Source organism: Leptothrix discophora, assembly GCF_030705305.1.
GTDB lineage: Bacteria > Pseudomonadota > Gammaproteobacteria > Burkholderiales > Burkholderiaceae_C > Sphaerotilus > Sphaerotilus discophorus.
Genome location: NZ_JAUZEE010000005.1, coordinates 149,079 through 173,006 on the forward strand (window position 1 = coordinate 149,079; position 23,928 = coordinate 173,006).

Sequence of the window (23,928 nt, forward strand, 5' to 3'; positions counted from 1 at the left end):
TTGACGCGTCTTGACCTGACTCAAGTGACGGACGCGCGATGCGATCCGGCCTGTGCGCGCGCGCCGGCCGGTGTCAGGTCGGCAGGCCGCTGCGCTCGGTAAAATCTGCGGTTTCGCCCCGTTTCAGTCACCCCTTTCCGGACTTCGCGCGCATGGCCGACACCCTCGACACCTCCCCCGCCCAGCTTGCAAATGCCATCCGGGCGCTGGCCATGGACGCCGTGCAGCAGGCCAACTCCGGCCACCCCGGTGCGCCGATGGGCATGGCCGACATCGCCGTCGCGCTCTGGAAGCGTCACCTCAAGCACAACCCGGCGGACCCGCAGTGGGTCGACCGTGACCGCTTCGTGCTGAGCAACGGCCATGGCTCGATGCTGATCTACGCGCTGCTGCACCTGAGCGGCTACGACCTGCCGATCGAGGAACTCAAGGCCTTCCGCCAGATGCACAGCAAGACGCCGGGCCACCCGGAAGTCGGCATCACCCCAGGCGTGGAAACCACCACCGGCCCGCTCGGCCAGGGCATCACGAACGCGGTCGGCATGGCGCTGGCCGAGAAGCTGCTGGCGGCCGAGTTCAACCGCGAAGGCCATGCGGTGGTCGACCACCGCACCTACGCCTTCCTGGGCGACGGCTGCCTGATGGAGGGCATCAGCCACGAGGCCTGCGCGCTGGCCGGTGCCTGGAAGCTCAACAAGCTGATCGCGATCTACGACGACAACGGCATCTCGATCGACGGCCAGGTCGCGCCCTGGTTCATCGACGACACCCCGGCCCGCTTCCGCGCCTACGGCTGGAACGTCATCGGCCCGGTCGACGGCCATGACATCGACGCGGTCGACGCCGCCATCGCCCAGGCCCGGACCAGCGCCGACAAGCCCACGCTGATCGTCTGCAAGACCTCGATCGGCAAGGGCTCGCCCAACCGCGCCAACACCGCCAAGGCGCACGGCGAGGCGCTGGGCGCCGAGGAGATCGCGCTGACCCGCGCGGCGATCGGCTGGCCGCATGCGCCGTTCGAGATCCCGGCCGACATCGCCGCCGCCTGGGACTGCCGCGCCGCCGGTGCCGCCGCCCAGTCCGAGTGGGAAGACCGCTACTCGCTGTACGTGCGCGACTACCCCGCGCTGGCGGTCGACTTCGAGCGCCGCATGGCCGGCGACCTGCCCGACAACTTCGCCGAGATCGCCGTGGCCGCCGTGGCTGCCGCGCACGAGAAGGCCGAGACCGTCGCCAGCCGCAAGGCCAGCCAGATCGCGCTGGAGCACTTCACCGCCGCGCTGCCCGAGCTGCTCGGCGGCAGCGCCGACCTGACCGGCTCGAACCTGACCAACACCAAGAGCACGCCCGCCCTGCGCGTCGCCGCAGATGGCCGCGTGGTCCTCAACGAGGCCGGCCAGATCGGCCGCCACATCAACTACGGCGTGCGCGAGTTCGGCATGGCCGCGATCATGAACGGCGTCGCGCTGCATGGCGGCTACATCCCCTACGGCGGCACCTTCCTGACCTTCAGCGACTACAGCCGCAACGCCATCCGCATGGCCGCGCTGATGAAGCAGCGCGTCATCCACGTCTTCACGCACGACTCGATCGGCCTGGGCGAGGACGGTCCGACCCACCAGTCGGTCGAGCACGCCGCCGTGCTGCGCCTGATCCCGGGCCTGGATGTCTGGCGTCCGGCCGACACCGCCGAGACGGCGGTCGCCTGGACCATGGCGCTGGCCAACAAGCACCGCCCGAGCGCGCTGCTGCTGAGCCGCCAGAACCTGCCCTACGCGCCCAAGACCGATGCCGACGTCATCACCAAGGGCGCCTACATCCTGGCCGAGCCTGCCGAGGTCGGCCTGAAGAAGAAGCCCGTGGCCGTGCTCGTGGCCACCGGCTCGGAGGTCCAGCTGGCGCTGCATGCGCAGGCCGAGCTGGCCAAGATGAAGATTCCGGTCCGCGTGGTGTCGATGCCCAGCACCACCGTGTTCGACCGCCAGGACCCGAAGTACCAGAAGGAAGTGCTGCCCGCGAAGCTCCCCCGCATCGCCATCGAGGCCGGTGTCACCGGCTTCTGGTGGAAATACGGCTGCGCCGCGGTGATCGGCCTCGACACCTACGGCGAGTCGGCTCCGGCCGGCGTGCTGTTCAAGCATTTCGGCTTCACTGCGGACAACGTCGTCGCCACCGTGCGCACGGTGCTGGGCCGCTGAGCGGCGTTCGTACTCGCGCCGTAACCGCTGCCGCGCCACACTAGACGGGTCCCGTCCCGGCGCGTGCGGCCACCGCCCCTTTCCCGTCACATCCAGGAGTCAGACATGACCATCAAGATCGGTATCAACGGATTCGGCCGCATCGGCCGCATGGTGTTCCGCGCTGCGGTGCAGAACTTCAAGGACATCGAGATCGTCGGCATCAACGACCTGCTCGAACCCGACTACCTGGCCTACATGCTGAGCTACGACAGCGTGCATGGCCGCTTCAAGGGCGAGGTCTCGGTCGACGGCAACACGCTGATCGTCAACGGCAAGAAGATCCGCCTGACCGCGGTGAAGAACCCGGCCGAGCTGAAGTGGGACGAGGTCGGTGCCGACATCGTCGTCGAGTCCACCGGCCTGTTCCTGACGAAGGAAACCGCCGAGGCCCACCTCAAGGCGGGTGCCAAGAAGGTCATCCTGAGCGCGCCGTCCAAGGACGACACGCCGATGTTCGTCTACGGCGTGAACGACAAGACCTACGCCGGCCAGGCCATCATCTCCAACGCCTCGTGCACCACCAACTGCCTGGCGCCCGTGGCCAAGGTGCTGAACGACAAGTGGGGCATCAAGCGCGGCCTGATGACCACCGTGCACGCCGCCACCGCGACGCAGAAGACCGTCGACGGCCCGTCCAACAAGGACTGGCGCGGCGGCCGCGGCATCCTCGAGAACATCATCCCGTCGAGCACCGGTGCCGCCAAGGCCGTGGGCGTGGTGATCCCCGAGCTGAACAAGAAGCTGACCGGCATGGCCTTCCGCGTGCCGACCTCGGACGTGTCGGTGGTCGACCTGACCGTCGAGCTCAACAGCGAGGCCAGCTACGCCGAGATCTGCGCCGAGATGAAGGCCCAGAGCCAGGGCGCGCTCAAGGGCGTGCTGGGCTACACCGAGGACAAGGTCGTGGCGACCGACTTCCGCGGCGAGGTCTGCACCTCCGTCTTCGACGCCGAGGCCGGCATCGCGCTGGACAAGACCTTCGTCAAGGTCGTGTCCTGGTACGACAACGAGTGGGGCTACTCGAACAAGGTGCTGGAGATGGTGCGCGTGGTCGCCGCCTGACCGATCCCTGTCGACGCCGATGCATCCCGTGAGCGGGATGCATCAACCGCAACCCGCCGCTCCGCAAGGTCCGGCGGGTTGTGCTTTTTCAGCGGCCGCAGGCGTGCAGCGGCTTGCCCCGCACCAGCTCGCCCAGCGCGACGGCCTTCTGCTGCAGCTCGGCGTCGGCCCTGGGGATGCGCAGCAGGTGGCTGGTGCTGGGTGGCTCCAGCCGCACGACGCGGGCGAAGCGCACCTTCTGGGCCAGCAGGCGCTGGCGCGCGGCGTTGGCATCGGCCTCGCTGGCGTAGCGGCCGAACAGGAAACCGGGCTCGTACTCGGGCAGGTCCCGCACCTCCTCGAAGGCGACCTCGCGCTTGCGCAGCTCGTCGGCGCGGCGCTCCATCGTGGCCTTCGAGGTGTAGCGGCCCATGTAGACCATCCAGCTGCCGGGCCGCTCCCGCGTGATCTGCGACCAGCCGCCTTCGGGCATCAGCTGGCGCAGCGCGGCCTCGGCCTGCGGCAGCTCGGCGCTGCTCAGCGGGCCCGCTTCCAGGCAGGTCGGCGGCGGCGTGCGACGGGCCAGCGCGGCCGGGGTCAGGATCTGCAGGGCCTCCGGCGCGACCTGGGCTTCCAGGCGCTGGGGCTCGCGGTCGCGCAGGCTCACCGGCTGGCCGATCAGGCCGTCGAGCCAGCCGGCCTGCCAGGCCGCCAGCGCGGCATTGGCGAGCAGCAGCAGCACGAAGAGGCGGCGCAGCATCATCGGTCGGCCTCTGCGCTGGCCGCGCTGCCGTGCGGGCCTTGGGGGCCTCGTGGGCCTTGCGGGCCTTGCGGGCGCACGCTCACTTCGCCGCTGTGGACCGTGGCCCGCGCACCATCGGCCGTGCGGATGCGCAGCGAGCCGTCGGTGGCGACGCCTTCGGCGATGCCCTGCGCGGCGCCGGCCTGCACCGGCCGTCCGGCCAGCACGTCGCGCGCGGACCAGGCCGCCAGCAGCGGTGCCAGGCCGTCGCGCTCATAGGCCTGCAGCGCCCGCCAGAGCGGCCCGGCGATGCGGTGCAGGGCCTCCGGCGCGGTGATGCCGGGGATCAGCTCGGCCAGGCCGGCGTAGCCGCTGCCATAGACCGGCGTGGCACCTGCGGCGTCGGCCTGCGGCGGCTCGGCGGCGATGTTCAGGCCGATGCCGATGACGACCGGCCGTCCCGCCTCGTCCGGGCCGACGCCCAGCGTCTCGATCAGGATGCCGCCGAGCTTGCGGTCGGCGTCGCGCAGCCACAGGTCGTTGGGCCACTTCAGGCCGATGCGCGGGTGCAGCGCCTCGGCCAGCGCAAGGCCAACCGCCAGCGACAGGCCGGACCAGTCCGCAGGGACCATCGTCAGGCCGACCGAGAAGGTCAGCGAGGCACCCTGCGCCGCGCTCCAGGGACGACCGAGCCGGCCGCGTCCGGCGACCTGCCGCTCGGCCACCAGCAATGCCGGGGCGCGGTCGCCACGCCGGATGCGGTCCATCAGCGCGGTGCTGGTCGAGCCGACCTCGGGCAGGACCTCGATGGAGATGCCCTCGACCCGCTCGCGCAGGTCGAGCCAGAGGTCCTCGGCGCGCCAGTCCAGCGCCGTGCCGGCCACGCGCGCTGCGCTCATCGGCCGCCGCGCTTGGGCGCGAGCATGGTGCCGCGGCAGGACGGCGCGCCGCACCAGCAGGCGTATTCCTTCTTGAGCTTGGGCGTGTAGCGCTCGTCGATCACCAACCGGTAGTCGAAGAACAGCTCCTCGCCGGGCGCGATGTCGCGCAGCGCCTTGATGAAGATGCGGCCGTTGTCTTCCTCGGCCTCGCAGTTGGGCTCGCAGGCATGGTTGATCCAGCGTGCCGCGTTGCCGTTGACGGCGCCGTCGATGACGTGCAGGTCGTCGACGTGGAAGTAGAAGGTGTGGTTGGGCTGGCTCGGGTCATGCGGATGGCGGCGCAGCGCCTCGGGCCAGTCGATCACCTCGCCCTTGTATTCGATCAGCGTCTCGCCCTCGGCCAGCGCCTTCAGCGCGAACACGCCCTTGCCATGGACCCCCGAGCGCCGCACCTGGATGCGACGGGCGTCCTTGCTCACGTCCGGGGCTGGGGCGGCGGGGCGGGCGCGGCGCGTGGGCATGTGGGTTTCAGAATTGGTTAGATTGAGGGTGTGGGTGCGCGCGCGTCCACATGCGCATGAGTGCGTACATGTGTGTGCGTGCGCGCGAGAGAGCCGGATTGTATGGAGCGCCCTGGGCACTGCCGGGGCCGTCAAGGTCACAAGACATGAGCAAAGCACTGGTCATCGCCGAGAAGCCGTCTGTCGCGCAGGACATCGTCCGCGCCCTGACGGCGTCGTCGGGCAAGTTCGAGAAATTCGCCGAGCACTTCGAGAGCGACGACTACGTCGTCACCTCGGCGGTCGGCCACCTCGTGGAGATCAAGGCCCCCGAGGCCTACGACGTCAAGCGCGGCAAGTGGAGCTTCGCCAACCTGCCGGTCCTGCCGCCGCACTTCGACCTCGAGCCGATCGACAAGAGCAAGGGCCGGCTCAGCGCGGTGGTCAAGCTGATCAAGCGCAAGGACGTCACGCGCCTGATCAACGCCTGTGACGCGGGGCGCGAGGGCGAGCTGATCTTCCGGCTGATCGAGCAGTACGCGCTCGGTGCCAAGGCCGGCAGCAAGCCGGTGCAGCGCCTGTGGCTGCAGAGCATGACGCCGCAGGCCATCCGCGATGGCTTCGACAAGCTGCGCAGCGACGCCGAGATGCAGGGCCTGGCCCAGGCCGCCCGCAGCCGCAGCGAGGCCGACTGGCTGGTCGGCATCAACGGCACCCGCGCGATGACCGCGTTCAACTCGCGCGACGGCGGCTTCTTCCTGACCACGGTCGGCCGGGTCCAGACGCCCACGCTGTCCATCGTGGTCGAGCGCGAGGAGAAGATCCGCAAGCACGTCTCGCGGCCCTACTGGGAGGTGCGGGCCGACTTCGGTGCCGCGGCCGGCCTCTACGAGGGCAAGTGGTTCGACCCGAAGTTCAGGAAGGACGATGACGCCGAGCGCCGCGCCGACCGGCTCTGGAACGCGGCCGATGCCGAGGCCATCGCCGCGGCGGTGCGTGGCCAGCACGGCCGGGTCCGCGAGGAGGCCAAGCCCAGCAACCAGGCCAGCCCGCTGCTCTACGACCTGACGACGCTGCAGCGCGAGGCCAACTCGCGCTTCGGCTTCTCGGCCAAGACCACGCTGTCGATCGCCCAGGCGCTCTACGAGAAGCACAAGGTCCTGACCTATCCGCGGACCGATGCGCGCGCGCTGCCGGAGGACTACCTGCCGGTGGCCAAGCAGACGCTGGGCATGATCGCCGACGAGGACCTGCCGGGGCCCCTTCGCGAGCTGGCCCAGCATGCCCGCAAGGCGCTCAACGACGGCTACGTCAAGCCGAGCAAGCGGATCTTCGACAACAGCAAGATTTCGGACCACTTCGCCATCATCCCGACGCTGCAGGCGCCGCGCGCGCTGACCGAGATCGAGGCCAAGCTCTACGACATGGTCGTCAAGCGCTTCATCGCGGTGTTCTACCCGTCGGCCGAGTTCATGGTCACCACCCGCATCACCGAGGTCCCGGCCGGCAACGCGCTGCCGGCCGATCTGGCCCGCGCCGTCGGCGGCACGCTCAGCTTCCAGACCAACGGCAAGGTGCTGGTCAACCCGGGCTGGCTGGCCGTCTACGGCAAGGAAGCGCAGGACGAGGACGCCAACCTCGTGCCGGTGCAGCCCGACGAGCGCGTCTCGGCCGAGGAACTGCGCATCGCCGCGCTCAAGACCCGTCCGCCGGCCCGCTACAACGAGGCCACGCTGCTGAGCGCGATGGAAGGCGCGGGCAAGCTGATCGACGACGAGGAGCTCAAGGCCGCGATGCAGGAGAAGGGTCTGGGCACGCCGGCCACGCGGGCGCAGGTCATCGAAGGCCTGATCCTCGAGAAGTACATGTACCGCGACGGCCGCGACCTGGTGCCCACCGCCAAGGCCTTCCAGCTGATGACGCTGCTGCGCGGCCTGGCCGTCGAGGACCTGACCAAGCCCGAGCTGACCGGCCAGTGGGAGCACCAGCTCGCGCAGATGGAGAAGGGCAAGCTCAGCCGCGACGAGTTCATGGCCGGCATCGCCGACATGGCCCAGCGCATCGTGCGCAAGGCCAAGGAGTACGACCGCGACACCATCCCCGGCGACTACGCGACGCTGACGTCCCCTTGCCCGAACTGCGGCGGCACGGTCAAGGAGAACTACCGCCGTTTCGCGTGTGTGGGCCCCTCGTCGGCGGGTCCCTCGTCGATCCCCCGAGGGGATGGCGCCGCCCTTGGGAGCGGCCCGGCGGGCGGCTCTGGCAGCGTTGAACCGGAAGGTCAGGGCTGCGGCTTCTCCATCACCAAGATCCCGGCCGGCCGCAGCTTCGAGCTGCACGAGGCCGATGCCTTCCTGCGCGACCACCGCATCGGGCCGCTGGAGGGCTTCCGGTCCAAGGCCGGCTGGCCCTTCACCGCCGAGCTGAAGCTGGTGCGCGACGAGGAGATCCACAACTGGAAGCTCGAGTTCGACTTCGGCGAGGACGAGAAGAAGGCCCAGGAGGACGGTGAGCCGGTCGATTTCAGCGGCGCGCAGAGCCTGGGCGTGTGCCCGAAGTGCGCCGGCCACGTCTACGAGCACGGCACCAACTACGTCTGCGAGCACGCCGTCGGCGCACACCAGACCTGCGACTTCAAGACCGGCGCGATCATCCTGCAGCAGCCGGTCACGCATGAGCAGGTCCAGAAGCTGCTGGCCACCGGCAAGACCGACCTGCTGGACGGCTTCGTCTCCAACAAGACGCGACGCAAGTTCAAGGCCTTCCTGAGCTACGACAAGAAGGAGGGCAAGGTCGTGTTCGAGTTCGAGCCGCGCGCGGCCCGGGTGCCGGCCAAGAAGGCGGCCAAGGCCGGCAAGGCCGACGCCACCTGAGCCTGCGCCGACCTCGGCATGGCTTGATCTGGCCCGCCTCGGCGGGCTTTCTTCATGCGTCGTCGCGCGGACCGGCGGGTACATTTCATCGACAGACTCCGGCCCTTCGGCAGCCCGCCGATCCGCAAGTCCCGGCCCATGATCCAGCCCGACGCGCTGCACCTGCTCGAAGTCGGTGGCCGCAGCCACGACAGCCTTTCCGAACGCCTGGCCAGCCTGCATGCCCAGGTGCGACGGGTCGTGCCGGCGGTCGACCGCATCGCCTGTGCGCTCTACGAGGCCGATGGCGACGAGCTGGTCACCTTCGTGCACAGCACGCTGTCGGCCGAGCCGCTGCGGGCCTACCGCTTCCGCCTGTCCGACAGCCAGCCACTGAGCGAGCTGGTCGCGCGGCGCGGCGAGCGGGTCATCGACGACATCCAGGTCGAGCTGGGCGGTGGTGCGGGCCAGCATGCGCACACGCAGTGGCTGGTCGACCAGGGCTACCGCAGTTCCTACACGATCCCGCTGTTCGACCACGCGCGCCTGCTCGGCCTGCTGTTCTTCGACGCGATGACGCCGGGCGCCTTCAGCCCGCTGGTCTGCGAGCGCCTGCGGCCCTACGCCAACCTGGTCGCGCTGCTGCTGAGCCAGGAGCTGACCACCATGCGCATGCTGGTCGGCTCGATCAAGCTCGCGCAGGCCTTCGCCAACCTGCGTGACATCGAGACCGGCTCGCACCTGAGCCGCATCTCGTCGTACACCCGCTGGATGGCGCGCCGGCTGGCCGCGCAGCGCAACTGGGACGACGAGTTCATCGAGCATGTCTTCCTGTTCTCGCCGCTGCACGACATCGGCAAGGTCGGCGTGCCCGACGAGATCCTGCTCAAGCCCGGCCGGCTCGAACCGCACGAGTGGCGCGAGATGACCACCCACGTCACCAAGGGCGAGCAGATCGTCGAGGAGATGGTCGCCACCTTCGGCCTGGAGCACCTGCCGGGCGTGCAGGTGTTGCGCCAGATCGTCGCGGCGCATCACGAATGCCTCGATGGCAGCGGCTATCCGCGCGGCCTCCGGGGTGACGAGGTGCCCGACGCGGCGCGCCTGGTGGCCGTCGCCGACGTCTACGACGCGCTGCGCAGCGAACGCCCCTACAAGCCCGCCTGGCCACTCGACACCACGCTGGCCGAGCTGCGCCGGCTGGCCAGCCGCGGTCGGCTGGATGCCGGCATCGTCGAGGCGCTGATCGCCGACGTCGATGCCTTCGAGGCCTTGCGCCAGCGCTTCCAGGATCCGGACCCGGCCTCGCACGCCTGACCGGCCAGCCCGATCCGTGGCCCCACGTACGCGGCCCTGAGCGGCCAGCCGCGACACTGTCGCGATGACCTGGGACCTCGCCTTCAAGCTGCTGGCGCTGTTCGCGATGATCGCGATCGGCTGGATCGCCACCCGTCGCGGCATGCTCGGCGGTGCCGAGGGCCAGCGCGCGCTGGCCGGCGTCGGCTTCGGCATCTTCCTGCCCGCGCTGCTGTTCCGGACCATGGCGGTGCTGGACCTGTCGAGCCTGCCGGTCCAGCTGCTGCTGGCCTTCTTCGGGCCGCTGGTGCTGTGGGCGCTGGCGGTCTGGTGCTGGGAACGGCGTCGCGCCGCCGCCCATGACGACCCGCAGGGCCACCCGGCCGACCCGGCGGTGCGCACGGTCGCGCTGACCTTCGGCAACTCGGTCCAGGTCGGCCTGCCGTTCGCGGCGGCGCTGTTCGGCGAGGCCGGCCTGCAGCTGCACCTGGCCATCGTCGCGCTGCATGCGCTGGTCATCCTCAGCCTGATCACCCTGCTGGCCGAGATCGACCTCGCACGCGCCGCCGCGCGCCGGGGTGCCGGTGCGCCGCTGGGCCCCTTGCTGCTGGGCATCGCGCGGCAGAGCCTGCTGCATCCGGTCGTGCTGCCGGTGCTGCTGGGCATGGCCTGGCAGCTGGCCGGGCTGAGGCTGCATCCGGTCGCCGACAACATGCTGCAGACGCTGGGCCAGGCCGGCGTGCCGCTGTGCCTGATCCTGATCGGCGCGTCGCTCGCGCAGCACGGCCTGAGCGCCGATCCGCGTGCGCTGATCGGTCGGTCGCTGCTCAAGCTGCTGGTGCTGCCGGCGCTGGTCGCGTCCCTGGGCTGGTTCGTCTTCGGACTGCGCGGGCTGCCGCTGTCGGTGCTGGTGATGGCCGCGGCACTGCCCATCGGCAGCAACGCGCTGCTGTTCGCGCAGCGCTACCGGACGCGCGAGGGCGAGGCCAGCGCCGTCATCGTGGTCTCGACCTTGCTGTTCGCTTTCAGCGCACCGCTGTGGCTGCTTGTCCTGGCGTGGCTTTCCTGACGAGACCTGGGGCAGGTCCTAGCTGGGGCTAACCCTCGACTGGTGTCGAGTTGTCCGTGAAATCTCGCCATGCAAAAAATCACTCGCGGGTTAACCCGCGAGTTGTCAGGTTGTGTTGGCGGGGCGTCAGGACTTGGTCAGTGGCTCCTTTGACAGTCCGCCCCATGCGCCGCACCCGTGGCGCTTCCAGTTTCTTCCCAGGAGATTTCATGGCCAGCACCACCGCCAATGCACCGGCCGCCGCAACTCCGATGACCGCCGAGGAAAAGAAGGTGATCTTCGCCTCCTCGCTGGGCACGGTGTTCGAGTGGTATGACTTTTATCTGTACGGCTCGCTCGCAGCGATCATCGCCAAGCAGTTCTTCAGCGGCCTGGATCCGTCCGCCGCCTTCATCTTCGCGCTGCTTGCCTTTGCCGCCGGCTTCATCGTGCGTCCGTTCGGCGCGCTGGTGTTCGGTCGTCTCGGCGACATGATCGGCCGCAAGTACACCTTCCTGGTCACCATCCTGATCATGGGCCTGGCGACCTTCATCGTCGGCGTGCTGCCCAACTACGCCTCGATCGGCGTGGCCGCTCCGGTCATCCTGATCAGCCTGCGCATGCTGCAGGGCCTGGCCCTGGGTGGCGAGTACGGCGGTGCCGCGACCTATGTCGCCGAGCACGCGCCGCACGGCCGTCGCGGTGCCTACACCGCCTGGATCCAGACCACGGCGACGCTGGGCCTGTTCCTGTCGCTGATCGTCATCCTGTCGACCCGCACGATCCTGGGCGAAGAAGCCTTCGGTGACTGGGGCTGGCGTGTGCCGTTCATCGTCTCGATCCTGCTGCTCGCGATCTCGGTGTGGATTCGCCTGAGCATGAACGAGTCGCCCGCCTTCAAGAAGATGAAGGAAGAGGGCAAGACCTCGAAGGCCCCGCTGTCCGAGTCCTTCGGTCAGTGGAAGAACCTGAAGGTCGTGCTGCTGGCCCTGTTCGGCCTGGTCGCCGGTCAGGCCGTGGTCTGGTACTCGGGCCAGTTCTACGCGCTGTTCTTCCTGACGAGCGTGCTGAAGGTCGACGGTTCCACCGCCAACCTGCTGGTGGCCGCCTCGCTGATCATCGGCACCCCGTTCTTCGTCATCTTCGGCACCCTGTCGGACAAGATCGGCCGCAAGCCGATCATCATGGCCGGCCTGCTGCTCGCCTGCCTGACCTACTTCCCGCTGTTCAAGGCGCTGACCGAAGCCGCCAACCCTGACCTGGCCAAGGCGCAAGCCACCGCCCAGATCGCGGTCAAGGCCGACCCGGCCACCTGCTCCTTCCAGGGCAGCCCGATCGCCCGCGAAGTCGACTTCACGAACCCCTGCGACATCGCCAAGCGTGCGCTGGCGCAGAACTCGGCCAGCTACAGCAACGAGATCGTGGCTGCCGGCACGCCGACGGTCATCAAGATCGGCGACAAGGAACTGGCTGTCCCGACCGGCGTGCTGACCGCCGGTGGTCACAAGTTCGACGATGCGTCGGGCAAGGCGATCGCCGCGTTCAAGAAGGACCTGGCCGCCGCCCTGAAGGAAGCCGGCTACCCGCCGAAGGCTGACCTGGCCAAGCTGGACAAGATCAAGGTCATCATCATCCTGTCGATCCTCGTGATCTACGTGACGATGGTCTACGGCCCGATCGCCGCCATGCTGGTCGAGATGTTCCCGACCCGCATCCGCTACACCTCCATGTCGCTGCCGTATCACATCGGCAACGGCTGGTTCGGTGGCCTGATGCCCACGATCGCCTTCGCGATGGTGGCCCAGAACGGCAACATGTACTACGGCCTCTGGTACCCCATCACGATCGCTGCCATCACCCTGGTGATCGGTCTGCTGTTCGTGAAGGAAACCAAGGACGTCGACATCTACGCCGGCGACTGATCCCCAGTCCCCGCGCGACGCTGGCGGATGCCCCGTGCATCCGCCGGCATCGGCCCCAGACGCCCGGCCCCGTGCCGGGCGTCGTCGTTTGCGGGCCATGGCGATCCCGAGTGCGCCGTCCGGGCAGCAAGCGATGCGTCAGTGTCCCTGTTGCATCATCCCGGCTTCGCAGCAGGTTCGCTGCCCCCGATACACCGTTCCGTTCTCAAGGAAGATTCGTCATGTGGAAGCTCGTCGTTGGTTTCATCCTGTTCGCGGCCCTCGCGCTGTTCGTCCTCAGCAAGGGCGGTGACATCGACATGAGCGGCGAGAAGCACGGCGTCGATGCCCACGAGCCGGCCGCCTCCGCCGCAGCGGCACCGGCCGCTTCGGACGCCGCCGCACCCGCCGCGTCTGCCGCCTCCGGTTCCTGATGTGCGGTCGGCTGCGGCGGACCTGGTTCCGTCGCGGTCGGCTTGATGCACGTCAAGCGACGCCCATGCGCGTCCCCCACGCCCCGTCCGCAGCCTGCGCACGGGGCGTTTTGCTGTCGGCCGCGACCGACAATCCGCCCTGACCATGGCCGGCCCCAACCTGCACCGCTTCCATCCGCGCCTGCTTGACGCCTGGGCCCACTACGACCGCCGCCAGTTCGGGGCCGATGCGGCTGCCGGCCTGACCGTGGGCGTGGTGGCGCTGCCCTTGGCGATGGCGTTCGCGATCGCCTCGGGCGTCAAGCCGGAACAGGGCCTGGTCACCGCGATCGTCGCGGGCTTCCTGATCTCGGCGCTGGGCGGCTCGCAGGTCCAGATCGGGGGCCCGGCCGGTGCCTTCATCGTCATCGTCTACGGCATCGTCGAGCGTTTTGGCCTGGCCAACCTGCTGATCGCCACGATGCTGGCCGGCGTGCTGCTCCTGCTGATGGGCTGGTTCAAGCTCGGCGCACTGGTGCGCTACATCCCCGTCAGCATCGTCATCGGCTTCACCAACGGCATCGCGGTGCTGATCGGGCTGTCGCAGGTGAAGGACCTGCTGGGCCTGCCGATCGACAAGCTGCCGGCCGACTTCCTGACCCAGCTTGGCGTGCTCGCCGGCGCGCTCGGCCGCATCGACCCGCTGGCGCTGCTGATCGGACTGGCCAGCCTCGCGGTGGTGGTGCTGTGGCCCAAGTCCTACCGCATGGACATCGCGCCAGACCACTGGCGTGCCCGCCTCGGCCGTGCCGCCGCACACGTGCCTGGCACGCTGGTCGTGCTGGTCGGCGCGACCGTCGCCACCGCCTGGCTGCACCTGCCGGTCGAGACCATCGGCTCGCGTTTCGGCGCCATCCCGCAAGGCCTGCCGCCGATCGCGCTGCCCGCGCTCAGCTGGGCCAGCGCCAAGCTGCTGCTGATCCCGACGGTGACCATCGCCCTGCTCGGCGCGATCGAGTCGCTGCTGTGCGCGCGGGTGGCCGACAACCTGGCCGACCACCCGCGCCACGACCCGAACCAGGAGCTGATGGCGCAGGGCGTCGCCAACCTGGTCGCGCCGCTGTTCGGCGGCATCCCGGCGACCGGCACCATCGCCCGCACCGTCACCAACGTGCGCGCCGGTGCGCGCACGCCGATCGCCGGCATGGTCCACGCCGGCGTGATCCTCGCGGTCATGCTGGTGGCCGCGCCGCTGGCGCAGCATGTGCCGCTGGCGGCGCTGGCCGGCATCCTGATGTTCGTGGCCTGGAACATGGGCGAGTGGCGCGCCTTCGCCCATCTGCGCCAGTTCAACCTGCCGTACCGCACGACGCTGCTGGGCACCTTCGTGCTGACGGTGGTGTTCGACCTGACGGTGGCGGTGGAGGTCGGCCTGCTGCTGGCCTGCGGCTTCTTCATCTGGCGCATGAGCCAGCTGTTCAGCGTGTCGCGGCCGGACCAGCCCGTGCTGCCTTCGGGCACCGAGCTGCGCCGGCTCGACGGCGCGCTGTTCTTCGGCGCGGTCGGCAAGATCGAGGGGCTGGAGAACCGGCTGGCAGCGGGCACGACCCGGCTGGTGCTGGACCTGGATCGGCTGATCTGGCTCGACACCTCGGGGCTGGACGCGCTGCGCCAGCTGCACCGGCTGCTGGGCCGGGCCGGCATCGTGCTGGTGCTGGCCGCGCCGCAGGCCCAGGCGCGTTCGCTGATCCAGCGTTCAGGCTTCGCGGCCGACCTGGGGCCGGGCGGGCTGGTCGACCGTTTGGACGACGTGACCGACGACCTGCCGGACGACCTGCCGGACGACGCGCCAGCCAAGGCCGCAACCGGGCACGGCTGAGGGACTTGCGCCGGCCCTGGACAATCGCGACCCCACCGCCCGAACGCCTGCCATGTCCGCTGTCCCTGACGCCCCGATGGACCCGATCGACCGCCCGCTCTCGTCCACCTCGCTGGTCCGCCTTGACGATCCCGACCGCCCCGAGCCGGTCCGCCGTGTCGTCGCCGAACTCGCCGCCCAGGGCCATGCCCATCCGGTGCACTGGCTGGACGTGCCGGCCCGCACCGCGCAGGAAGCGGCCGACGCGCTGGGCGTCTCGCTCGGCCAGATCGCCAAGAGCGTGATCTTCCGGCGCCGTGCCGACGATGTCGCCGTGCTGGTCGTGACGGCCGGCGACCGCCGCGTCGACGAGGCCCGCGTGGTCGAGCACACCGGACCGATCGGCCGGGCCGACGCGGCCTACATCAAGGCGCAGACCGGCTTCTCGATCGGCGGCGTCTCCCCGGTCGGTCACCTGAACCGGCCGGTGGTGCTGGTCGACGCCTCGCTCACGCGCTTCCCGGTGATCTGGGCGGCGGCCGGCCATCCTTGCGCGGTTTTCCCGCTCAGCCCAGACGAGCTGGTGCGGCTGTGTGGCGGGGCGCCGGTGCTGGCGGTCGTTCAGGGGGTCGTGCAAGGGGTCGTGCAGGCGGTCGTGCAAGCGGTCGTGCAGTCCCCCCCGGTGGACGCGGCCTGATGAGTGCGGCCGCATCCTCCACCGGCCCGGCCGGCGTGCCCAGCCCATGCGTCAACGTCTGCCGGCTCGATGCCAGCCAGCGCCACTGCACCGGCTGCCTGCGCCGGCTTGACGAGATCGCCGGCTGGTCGCGCATGAACGACGAGCAGAAGCTCGCGGTCCACGCGGCGATCGCCTGGCGACGCGAGCACGGCATGACCGCGCTCCCGCCGGCTGCCGCGTCAGGCGCCTGACGCGCCGGTGCCGATCCGCGAGTCGGCGACGTCCTGGCGGTGCAGCCAGCTGCGGCCGATCAGGAACTCCAGCGTCGTGGCCAGCGCCATCAGTCCGGCACCGCTGGCCAGGATGGTGACGGGATCGGCGCCGTGCATCACGAGCCAGAAGCCGCCGAGCGCGATCATCCGGAACAGCCACAGGCCCGCCTCGCGCATCGCGATGCGGTCGGCCAGCGAGCCGTGGAAATCCATCGCGCGCTGGTGCAGCACCTGTTCGCTGGCCTGCCAGAACGGGCTGATGCCTGCCTGCATCACCAGGTGCAGCACGTAGAGCGCCGGCACCCAGGCGCTGGCGCCGAGCAGGATGTGGGCGCTCGCCAGGCCCAGGCAGGCCCAGGCCATCGAGCGGACCCGGTTGCCGGCGTGACGGCGGTGCCGCAGCGCCCACAGCCCGACCGCGCCGGCCAGCGTCGCCAGCGTGGCGACCCAGCCGTAGTGGCTGGCCTTGCCCAGGGCCTGCATCGCGCCGCTGGCGCTCATCACCGTGCCGACCGCGAACATCACCGACGACAGCCCGTACAGCCGCATCGAGGCCCGCCAGCCGGGCTGGCGGGTCAGCGCCCAGGGCTGGTGCAGGCGGATCGGCGGCGTCGATGGCAGGCGTCGCACCGTTGCCAGCGCACCGATCGCTGCCAGGCCCGCATGGCCGAGGTAGAGCCCGCGCGCGGCCTCGGGCCCGTCGCCGGCCCAGGTCAGCCACAGGCTGGACAGCGCCATCGCCACCAGGCTGACGATCACCGAGGTGACGGTGACGTGCGCGGCGTAGCGGTCCCGCCCGGCATCTTCGACCAGGCGCAGCTCGATCCAGTGCCGGCCGGCCCAGGCCAGCCCGATGAAGCCACCGACGGCCAGCGCCAGCAGGCCCGGATGCCGGTGCGCGAAGGGCAGCACGCCGGCGGCCAGCAGCATCGCCGCCATGGCCAGGCGGCGGCTGTCGATCCGCCAGACCGCCCCGCTGCCGTAGCCCAGCACCACCCCGGCCATGACCGCGCTCAACATCAGCAGCGTGTAGGTGACGGTGGCGACGATGCCGCCTTCGGCATGGACCAGCACGGCCCCGAATCCGACCAGCGTGGACAGGCTGGCCTGCACCGCGATGAAGGGCAGCAGGCGACGTTCGAGTGGGCTGAGTTGCATGGCGTGCACAGTGTCGCCGCCTTGCCCGTCCTGAGGCCAGCCGTGCTAGCTTGGCGGCATGCCTGACGTGCCCGCTGTCCATGCCGACGCCGATGCGGCCTCCCGTTCATCCCCCGCACCTGCCTTGCTGGTCTGGGCCGGCGTCTTCGCGCTGCTTTTCCTGCTCGACCCTCACATCGATCTGGCCAGTGGCGCCCTGCTGCTGGTGCTGGGCTCGGCACTGGCCGCGCTGTGGGTGCGGCCGGCCGTCGCGCTGGCGGGCAGCGCCGGGGCGGTTCTCGGCTTCAACGTCGCCTTCGTGCCTCCGCGCGGGACCTGGCAGGTCGACCTGCATCAGCACGTCCTGCTGCTGCTCACGGTGCTGGGGGTGAGCTGGATCGTCACGCTGCTGATGGGACGCCTGCGCCGCATGGCCGCCGAAGCCCGTGCCAGCGCGAGCCGCTCCGACCAGCTGCGCCACATCGGCGCGGCCCTGCGTGACGCCGATGCGCCGGCGAGCGTCGCGCCGCTGCTGCAGGCGGCCTTGCAGCAGGCGCTCGGTCCGGGCAGCGTGGCGCTGGTCGTGGTGGCAGACGAGGGGGTCGCCGTGGGAGGGGAGGCCGTGGCAGGGCAGGGCGACCCCGCGACCTTGCCCAAGGGCCTGAACATGCTGGACGCCGACGAGCGGGCCGGCGTCGCGCTGTGTCGCCACGAGGCCCGGGCGATGGGGCCGGGCACCGGCTGGCATGAGGAGCAGCCTGCCTGGTACCTGCCCATGCGTGGCCCGACGGCGGTGCAGGGCGTCGTGCTGCTGCGCCTGCCGCTGTCGGACGCACCCCGGCCGGCCTGGCTGCGCGAGCACGCCCAGTCGCTGTGCGACCTGATGGGCGCCGCGCTCGACCGCGCCGCGACGCTGCAGGCCGCGCGGGCTGCCGAGGAGGCCGTGCAGGCCCAGCGCCTGCGCAACACGCTGCTGGCATCGATCGCCCACGACCACCGCACGCCGCTGGCCACCATCCTCGGGGCCGCCTCGATGCTGCACGACCAGGCCGAGCGGCTCGACCTGGCCCAGCGCCTGCGGCTGGCCGCGACCATCGTCGACGAGGCCACCCAGCTGGACCGCCTGACCGCCAACACGCTGCAGCTGGCCCGGCTGGATGCGCCCGGCCTGACCTTGAGACGGGACTGGGAATCGGTCGAGGAACTGGTCGGCACCGCCTTGCGACGGGTGCGCCAGCGCCGCCCCGGCGCGGCCTTGCGCTGGCGTCGCGACGGTGAGCTGCCGCTGCTGCGGGTCGATGCGGTGCTGCTGGTGCAGTTGCTCGACAACCTGGTCGACAACGCCCTGCGCCACGGCGGCGAGAGCGGACCGGTCGAGCTGCTGGCCTGGGTGGCTGGCGAACGGGTCGTGATCGCCGTGCGCGACCGTGGCCCTGGCGTGCCGCCGTCTCAGCGCGCGTGCATCTTCGAGGTCTACGTTCGCGGTGACGCCGTGTCGCCCGGTGCCGATCCGGCCCGGCCTGGTGCCGGTGTCGGCCTGGCGCTGTGCCGCGCGATCGCGCGGGTTCACGGCGGCGAACTGGGCGTGCGTGAACGCCACCGCGGCGGCGCCAGCTTCGAGCTCTGGCTGCCGATCGAGGTGCAGCCGACATGAGTCGCACCGTCCTGCTGGTCGAGGACGACCGCGAGCTGCGCGCCACCCTGCGCGAAGCCCTGCAGGTCGAGGGCCATAGCGTGCTGGCCGCCGCCAGCCTGGCCGACGCGCGGTTGCTGGCCCGCCAGGCGCTCGCCAGCGACGCGCTGGACCTCGTGCTGCTGGACCTGGGCCTGCCCGACGGCGACGGTTCGCAGCTGCTGGCCGAGCTGCGCTCGCGCCCGGGATTGCCGCTGATCGTCATCTCGGCCCGCAGCGACGAGGAGGGCAAGGTCGCGCTGCTCGATGCCGGGGCCGACGACTACCTCGTCAAGCCCTTCAGCCTGGCCGAGCTGCTGGCTCGCCTGCGCGTGGCCTGGCGGCATCGCGGCCGGCATGTCGCACCGGCGCTGACCCGGATCGAGGTTGGCGGCCTGTGCGTCGACCTGCCGGCCCACCGTGTCACCCGGGACGGCCGCGAGGTTCACCTCACGCCGACCGAGTTCCGCCTGCTGGCGCGGCTGGTGCGGCAGGCCGGGCAGGTGGTCACGCACCGTCAGCTGCTGGCCGATGTCTGGGGCGTGTCCTTCGTCGAGCACACCCACTACCTGCGGCTCTACATGGGCCAGCTGCGGGCCAAGCTGGAGGATGAACCCGGCGATCCGCAGCTGCTGCTGACCGAGCCGGGGATCGGCTACCGGCTGGCGGATCCGGGCGTCTGATCCTGGCGGCGTTACCGGAGGCGCTACCGGTGACGTTTCCCGGCTGCGCTCCCCGGCTGCGGCCCCTGGCCCTTATGCCTTCCTGATGCGGCCGCCGGCATGCTGTCACCTTCCCAACCCCCAGGCTTGTCATGACCGACGCTCCCGCCTCGCAGGCCCCGTCCTCCCCTTCCCGTCCAGCACCCTCCCGCGACAGCGCCGATGCCGGCTACCAGGCCACCCGCCGCCAGGGCCTGGCGGCGCTGACGCTGGGCGCCATCGGCGTGGTCTACGGCGACATCGGCACCAGTCCGCTCTACACCATGAAGGAGATCTTCGCGCCCGCCACCGGCGTGCCGCTGGACGCGGCCAGCCTGATCGGCGCGGTCTCGGTGATCTTCTGGGCCCTGATGCTGGTGGTGACGCTGAAGTACGTCGTGCTCATCCTGAGGGCGGACAACCATGGCGAAGGCGGGGGGCTCGCGCTGACCGCCCTGGCCGCGCAGGCGGTGCAGGGCCAGCCCCGGCTGCGCCACGCCCTGCTGCTGCTGGGCGTGTTCGGCGCCACCCTGTTCTACGGCGACAGCGTGATCACGCCGGCGATCTCGGTGCTGGGCGCCGTCGAGGGCCTGCATCTCATCACCCCGACGCTGGATGCCTGGGTCGTGCCGCTGTCGGTGCTGATCCTCGTCGGCCTGTTCGCGCTGCAGCGCCATGGCACGGCGGTGGTGGGGCGCTGGTTCGGGCCGGTGATCGTGCTGTGGTTCGTCACGCTGGGCGTGGCCGGCGGGGTCCACATCGCCGAGGCGCCAGCCATCCTCGCGGCGCTCAACCCGGTCCATGCCTGGGACTTCCTGGCCGGACGCGGCTGGCATGTCTTTGCCGCGCTGGGCGCGATCGTGCTGGCATTGACCGGCGCCGAGGCGCTCTATGCCGACATGGGCCACTTCGGCCGGCGGCCGATCCAGCTGGCCTGGACCGGCCTGGTCATGCCCTCGCTGGCGCTGAACTACCTCGGCCAAGGGGCCCTGCTGATGAACGACCCGACCGCCATCGAGAACCCGTTCTACCGCCTGTTCCCCGATGCCTGGCTGCTGCCGGCCGTGGTGCTGGCGACGGCCGCCGCCATCATCGCGTCCCAGGCGGTCATCTCGGGCGCCTACTCGATGACGCGCCAGGCCATCCAGCTCGGGTTCCTGCCGCGCATGCGGGTGCGCCACACCTCCGCCCGCGAGGCCGGCCAGATCTACCTGCCGGCCGTCAACTGGGTCCTGCTGGCGGGCGTCGTCGCCGCGGTCCTGCACTTCGGCAGCTCGTCGGCGCTGGCGGCGGCCTACGGCATCGCGGTCACGCTGACGATGTTGATCACCACCTTGCTGACCTGGTTCGTGGTGCGACGCGCCTGGCGTCTGCCGGCACCGCTCGCGATCGCCGCGACGGCCTTCTTCCTGACGCTCGACGTGCTGCTGGTGGCCGGTTGCGCGGTCAAGTTCCTCGACGGCGGCTGGTTCCCGCTGGTCCTGGGCCTGCTGCTGTTCGTCGCGATGAGCACCTGGTCGCGGGGTCGCAGCCAGCTGCTGGCCGGCATCCGCCGCGACGGCCTGGACCTGCGCCCCTTCGTGGACGGTCTGGACACCGTCGGCATCTGCCGCGCCGACCGCACCGCCGTCTACCCGGTGGCCGACCCGACCACGGTGCCGCAGGCGCTGCTGCACAACCTCAAGCACAACCAGGTCCTGCACCTGACCAACGTGATCCTGACGGTGGTCTTCGAGCCGGTCCCCTGGGTGGCGATGAGCGATCGCATCGAGGTCGAACCGCTCGGTCATGGCTTCTGGCGCGTGACCTTGCGCTATGGCTTCATGAACACGCCGGACGTCCCCCAGGCGCTGACGCTGGCGGCCTCCCACGGCCTGCGCGTGCCCGTGTTCGAGACCAGCTATTTCCTCAGCCGCGAGACCGTGGTGCCGACACCCGGCCAGGGCATGGCGGCGTGGCGCGAGTCGCTGTTCGCGGTCATGAGCCGCCATGCGAGCGACGTGTCGGCCTTCTTCCGCCTGCCCGACAACGCGGTCGTCGAACTGGGGACGCGCGTCCAGATTTGATGTCAGCCCCTCGCCCGGCGGGTACGCCGGTCGATCCCCCGGGGGGATGCCCGCCGGCTTGGGGCGGCCCGGCGCCCGGCGGGGCTGTCAGCCCCTCGCCCGGCGGGTCAGGCTTCCAGCAGTCCCCAGCGCAGCGCCAGCAGCGTCAGTTCGGCCTGGTTGGCGGCGCCGAGCTTCTGCTTGACGTTGTAGAGGTGGGTGCCGACGGTGCTGGCGCTGAGCTTCAGCCGGCTGGCGATGTCGGCCACGCTGGCGCCGCGGGCCAGCATCACGAAGACCTCGAACTCGCGCTCGGACAGCGCGTCGACCGGGTTGGGCTCGTTGCCCAGCTGCGCCAGCGCGAGCTTCTGGGCGATGGCCGGGTCGATGTAGCGCTGGCCGGCGGCGACACGCCTGATCGCGTCGACCAGCGCCTCGGGCGCGCCGCGCTTGCTCAGGTAGCCCTGCGCGCCGGCGGCCAGCACGCGGCGCGGGTGGGCGGTGTCCTCGTGGGCCGACAGCACCAGCACGCGCAGCGTGTCGTCGCGGGCGCGCAGCCGCCGCAGCAGCTCCAGGCCAGACATGCCGGGCATCGACAGGTCCAGCACCAGCAGGTCGGGGCGGTTGCGCTCCAGCTCGGCCAGCGCCTCGTCGCCGGAGCCAGCCTCGGCGACCACCTCGATGTCGGCGCCGGAGGACTCCAGCAGCATCTTGAAGCCCATGCGGACGATGGTGTGGTCGTCGACCAGCATGACGCGGATCATCGGCCGGCCTCCCGGCGCATCGGCAGGCTGGCGTCCAGGCGCACGCCGGGCGACTCGCCGCCGACCTGGGCCGTGCCGACCGCCAGCGAACCGCCCAGGCTGCGCACGCGCTCGCGCAGGCCGCGCAGGCCGTAGTGGCCGGGGCGCTGCCAGTCGGCCGGCAGGCCGCGGCCGTTGTCGTCCACGCGCACCCGCAGGCGTTCGCCTTCAGGGCCGTCATCGACCTGCACGGCGATGTGCAGCAGCGTCGCGCCGCTGTGGCGCAACGCGTTGTTGAGGGCTTCCTGCACGACCCGGTAGGCGGCCAGCGCGAGGTCGCCGTCGAGGTCGGCCGGCAGCGGCGCGACCGTCAGCTCGATGCGTGGCGCACCCGGATGCTGGCGGGCGCCGCCGGCCAGGTCGGCCAGCGCGTCGGCCAGGCCCAGGCTGTCGAGCGCCAGCGGCGTCAGGCGCGGGATCAGGCCGTGCATGACCGCGTAGAGCCGGCCGGCCTCGTCGGCGATCAGCGTGGCGGTGGCCTGGCCGGCCGAGTCGCGCGTGGCCAGCCGGTTGGCCAGCGACAGCGCCAGGCTGCGCATCGCGGTGACGGACTGGCCCAGCTCGTCGTGCAGCTCGCGCGCGATCTCGCGCCGCTCGCGCTCGGTGTGCAGCTCGATCTGGTGGGCGATCTCGCGGCTCTCGGCCAGCGAGCGGCGGGCCTCGTAGGCCGCCAGGCGGGCCTGCAGCTGGTCCTCGACCGCGGCGGCCATGCGGTTGATGGCCGCGCCGATCGAGCCGGCCTCGCGTCCGGGCAGTGCCGGCAGCCGGGCGGCGTAGTCGCCGCGTTCGAGCCGGCCGAGTCCGGCCAGGATGGTGGCGAAGGGTCGCAGCGTGACGCCGACGAACCAGAACACCAGCGCGTTGATCAGCAGCAGCGCCGCACCGCCCAGCGCGGCCAGCCGCAGCAGGTCGTCCCAGCCGTCGAGGATGGCGCGGGAGGCATCGGCCTCCACGGTCAGCCGACCACCGCCCGGCAGCTCGATGAGCTGGCGCTGCGGCGGCGGCGCGACCCAGGCGACGAACCAGGCCGGCGCCTCGCGGCCCTGCTTGTAGACCGAGGGCGGCGAGCGGTAGACGACATGGCCGTCGCGGTCGACCAGCGAGATCTCGTTGGCCCGGACGCGGCCGAGCTGGCGCAGGAAATCGAGCATCGCGTCCGGCCCGGACAGCCGGTAGACCCAGCCGACGCGCTGCAGCATCTGCCCGGCCACGCGGTTGCCGGCCACGATTTCCTCGTGCACGCTGCTGCGCGTGGCGGCGATCTGCAGCAGCAGCAGCGCGGCGATGAAGCCGGCCATCAGCACCGCCAGCAGCACCTGCACCTTGAAGCGCAGGCTGTGTCCGGAGGCCAGGCCACCCGGCGCGGGGGCCGCAGCGGGCGCGCCCTCCGGCCGTGGCGGGGTGGACGGTTCAGAGGAGGCGGTGAGGCTGGCCATGACCCGATTGTCCCGGCCGCAAGCCAGCCCCGTCGCGACTGCGGGCTGGGGACTACCCGGCCAGCGAATGGCGATTTTCATGAGGCCCGGCTCATGGTCCGCGCGACGACAGCCCGGTGGCCTTTGCCGACACTGGCGACGCACCGGAACACATTCGGTGCCGGACCTCACCGACACCACCCATCCATCCATCTGGAGACTCACATGACCTGGGAAACCCCTGCCGCCATCGACTTCCGCTTCGGCTTCGAGATCACGATGTACGTGGCCGCTCGCTGATCCGGCGACCGACCCCATCGTCCCTTGACGAGCCGCACGGCCCGGCTGTGGAGTCCATCCGCAGCCGGGCCGTGTCGCATCCGACGCCCGCGCTCCCCCGACCACGACCTGACCCGGCCTGCCCACCGTGAC

Annotated in this window: 20 protein-coding genes; 14 read left to right on the forward strand and 6 right to left on the reverse strand. The window is 70.8% G+C overall.

All coding sequences use genetic code 11. The features are described from left to right. Positions 1–152: 152 nt before the first annotated feature. Positions 153–2,198, forward strand: coding sequence for a transketolase (tkt, locus tag Q8X39_RS11040; protein ID WP_305749725.1), 2,046 nt, complete (start codon positions 153–155; stop codon positions 2,196–2,198). Between the two features lie 105 nt (positions 2,199–2,303). Beyond that, positions 2,304–3,302 carry a type I glyceraldehyde-3-phosphate dehydrogenase gene (gene gap, locus Q8X39_RS11045; protein WP_305749726.1) on the forward strand — a complete coding sequence of 333 codons (999 nt, stop codon included), beginning with the start codon at positions 2,304–2,306 and terminating at the stop codon, positions 3,300–3,302. Between the two features lie 88 nt (positions 3,303–3,390). Here the strand turns inward: gap and Q8X39_RS11050 are convergent, their stop codons facing one another. From Q8X39_RS11050 to Q8X39_RS11060, 3 genes are read right to left on the reverse strand one after another with little or no spacing between them, the layout of a single operon-like run. After that, a complete protein-coding gene (locus Q8X39_RS11050; protein ID WP_305749727.1) occupies positions 3,391–4,044 on the reverse strand; it encodes a hypothetical protein in 654 nt (217 codons plus the stop codon). After that, entirely contained in the window at positions 4,041–4,922 is an 882-nt protein-coding gene (locus tag Q8X39_RS11055; protein ID WP_305749728.1) for a biotin--[acetyl-CoA-carboxylase] ligase, read from the reverse strand. The genes Q8X39_RS11050 and Q8X39_RS11055 overlap by 4 nt, the downstream gene beginning before the upstream one ends. Continuing rightward, positions 4,919–5,425, reverse strand: a complete 507-nt coding sequence (locus tag Q8X39_RS11060) for an SET domain-containing protein (RefSeq protein ID WP_305749729.1) — start codon at positions 5,423–5,425, stop codon at positions 4,919–4,921. The genes Q8X39_RS11055 and Q8X39_RS11060 overlap by 4 nt, the downstream gene beginning before the upstream one ends. Before the next feature lie 146 nt (positions 5,426–5,571). Here Q8X39_RS11060 and Q8X39_RS11065 point away from each other — a divergent pair, with 146 nt between their 5' ends. The 8 genes from Q8X39_RS11065 to Q8X39_RS11100 all read left to right on the forward strand — a co-directional run bounded on the left by Q8X39_RS11065 (position 5,572) and on the right by Q8X39_RS11100 (position 15,702). Next, positions 5,572–8,277: a DNA topoisomerase III gene (locus Q8X39_RS11065; RefSeq protein WP_305749730.1), complete on the forward strand. Its 2,706-nt coding sequence runs from the start codon at positions 5,572–5,574 to the stop codon at positions 8,275–8,277. Between the two features lie 138 nt (positions 8,278–8,415). Then, positions 8,416–9,573, forward strand: coding sequence for an HD-GYP domain-containing protein (locus Q8X39_RS11070; RefSeq protein WP_305749731.1), 1,158 nt, complete (start codon positions 8,416–8,418; stop codon positions 9,571–9,573). A 64-nt stretch (positions 9,574–9,637) separates the two neighbouring features. After that, on the forward strand, positions 9,638–10,621 hold the full coding sequence (locus Q8X39_RS11075) for an AEC family transporter (protein ID WP_305749732.1): 984 nt from the start codon (positions 9,638–9,640) through the stop codon (positions 10,619–10,621). A gap of 209 nt (positions 10,622–10,830) precedes the next feature. Beyond that, positions 10,831–12,522: an MFS transporter gene (locus tag Q8X39_RS11080; protein ID WP_305749733.1), complete on the forward strand. Its 1,692-nt coding sequence runs from the start codon at positions 10,831–10,833 to the stop codon at positions 12,520–12,522. Between the two features lie 221 nt (positions 12,523–12,743). Then, positions 12,744–12,935, forward strand: coding sequence for a hypothetical protein (locus Q8X39_RS11085; RefSeq protein ID WP_305749734.1), 192 nt, complete (start codon positions 12,744–12,746; stop codon positions 12,933–12,935). A 145-nt stretch (positions 12,936–13,080) separates the two neighbouring features. Continuing rightward, on the forward strand, positions 13,081–14,793 hold the full coding sequence (locus tag Q8X39_RS11090; protein WP_305749735.1) for a SulP family inorganic anion transporter: 1,713 nt from the start codon (positions 13,081–13,083) through the stop codon (positions 14,791–14,793). 52 nt (positions 14,794–14,845) lie between these two features. After that, a complete protein-coding gene (locus Q8X39_RS11095; protein WP_407068001.1) occupies positions 14,846–15,469 on the forward strand; it encodes a YbaK/EbsC family protein in 624 nt (207 codons plus the stop codon). Further along, complete coding sequence (locus Q8X39_RS11100) at positions 15,469–15,702, forward strand: DUF1289 domain-containing protein (protein ID WP_305749736.1); 234 nt, start codon at positions 15,469–15,471, stop codon at positions 15,700–15,702. Before Q8X39_RS11095 ends, Q8X39_RS11100 begins: the two co-directional genes overlap by 1 nt. Here Q8X39_RS11100 and Q8X39_RS11105 read toward each other — a convergent pair. Then, on the reverse strand, positions 15,691–16,881 hold the full coding sequence (locus Q8X39_RS11105; protein WP_305749737.1) for a hypothetical protein: 1,191 nt from the start codon (positions 16,879–16,881) through the stop codon (positions 15,691–15,693). The genes Q8X39_RS11100 and Q8X39_RS11105 overlap by 12 nt on opposite strands. Positions 16,882–16,939: 58 nt before the next feature. Between Q8X39_RS11105 and Q8X39_RS11110 the strand changes: the two genes are divergently transcribed. The 3 genes from Q8X39_RS11110 (at position 16,940) to Q8X39_RS11120 (ending at position 21,299) form a co-directional block, all read left to right on the forward strand. Further along, a complete protein-coding gene (locus Q8X39_RS11110) occupies positions 16,940–18,514 on the forward strand; it encodes a sensor histidine kinase (protein ID WP_305749738.1) in 1,575 nt (524 codons plus the stop codon). Next, positions 18,511–19,215, forward strand: a complete 705-nt coding sequence (locus Q8X39_RS11115; protein WP_305749739.1) for a response regulator — start codon at positions 18,511–18,513, stop codon at positions 19,213–19,215. The genes Q8X39_RS11110 and Q8X39_RS11115 overlap by 4 nt, the downstream gene beginning before the upstream one ends. Positions 19,216–19,346: 131 nt before the next feature. Then, positions 19,347–21,299: a potassium transporter Kup gene (locus Q8X39_RS11120; protein WP_305749740.1), complete on the forward strand. Its 1,953-nt coding sequence runs from the start codon at positions 19,347–19,349 to the stop codon at positions 21,297–21,299. Positions 21,300–21,406: 107 nt separating this feature from the next. On the opposite strand, the gene Q8X39_RS11125 is transcribed toward Q8X39_RS11120, so the two are convergent. Both Q8X39_RS11125 and Q8X39_RS11130 read right to left on the reverse strand, forming a co-directional pair. Continuing rightward, entirely contained in the window at positions 21,407–22,042 is a 636-nt protein-coding gene (locus Q8X39_RS11125; RefSeq protein ID WP_305749741.1) for a response regulator, read from the reverse strand. Continuing rightward, the gene (locus tag Q8X39_RS11130) at positions 22,039–23,517 is read right to left on the reverse strand and encodes an ATP-binding protein (RefSeq protein WP_305749742.1); all 1,479 of its coding nucleotides are present in this window, start codon (positions 23,515–23,517) and stop codon (positions 22,039–22,041) included. The genes Q8X39_RS11125 and Q8X39_RS11130 overlap by 4 nt, the downstream gene beginning before the upstream one ends. A gap of 204 nt (positions 23,518–23,721) precedes the next feature. On the opposite strand from Q8X39_RS11130, the gene pqqA reads away from it, so the two are divergent. Then, positions 23,722–23,796, forward strand: a complete 75-nt coding sequence (gene pqqA, locus Q8X39_RS20525) for a pyrroloquinoline quinone precursor peptide PqqA (protein WP_130482337.1) — start codon at positions 23,722–23,724, stop codon at positions 23,794–23,796. Positions 23,797–23,928: the final 132 nt, after the last annotated feature.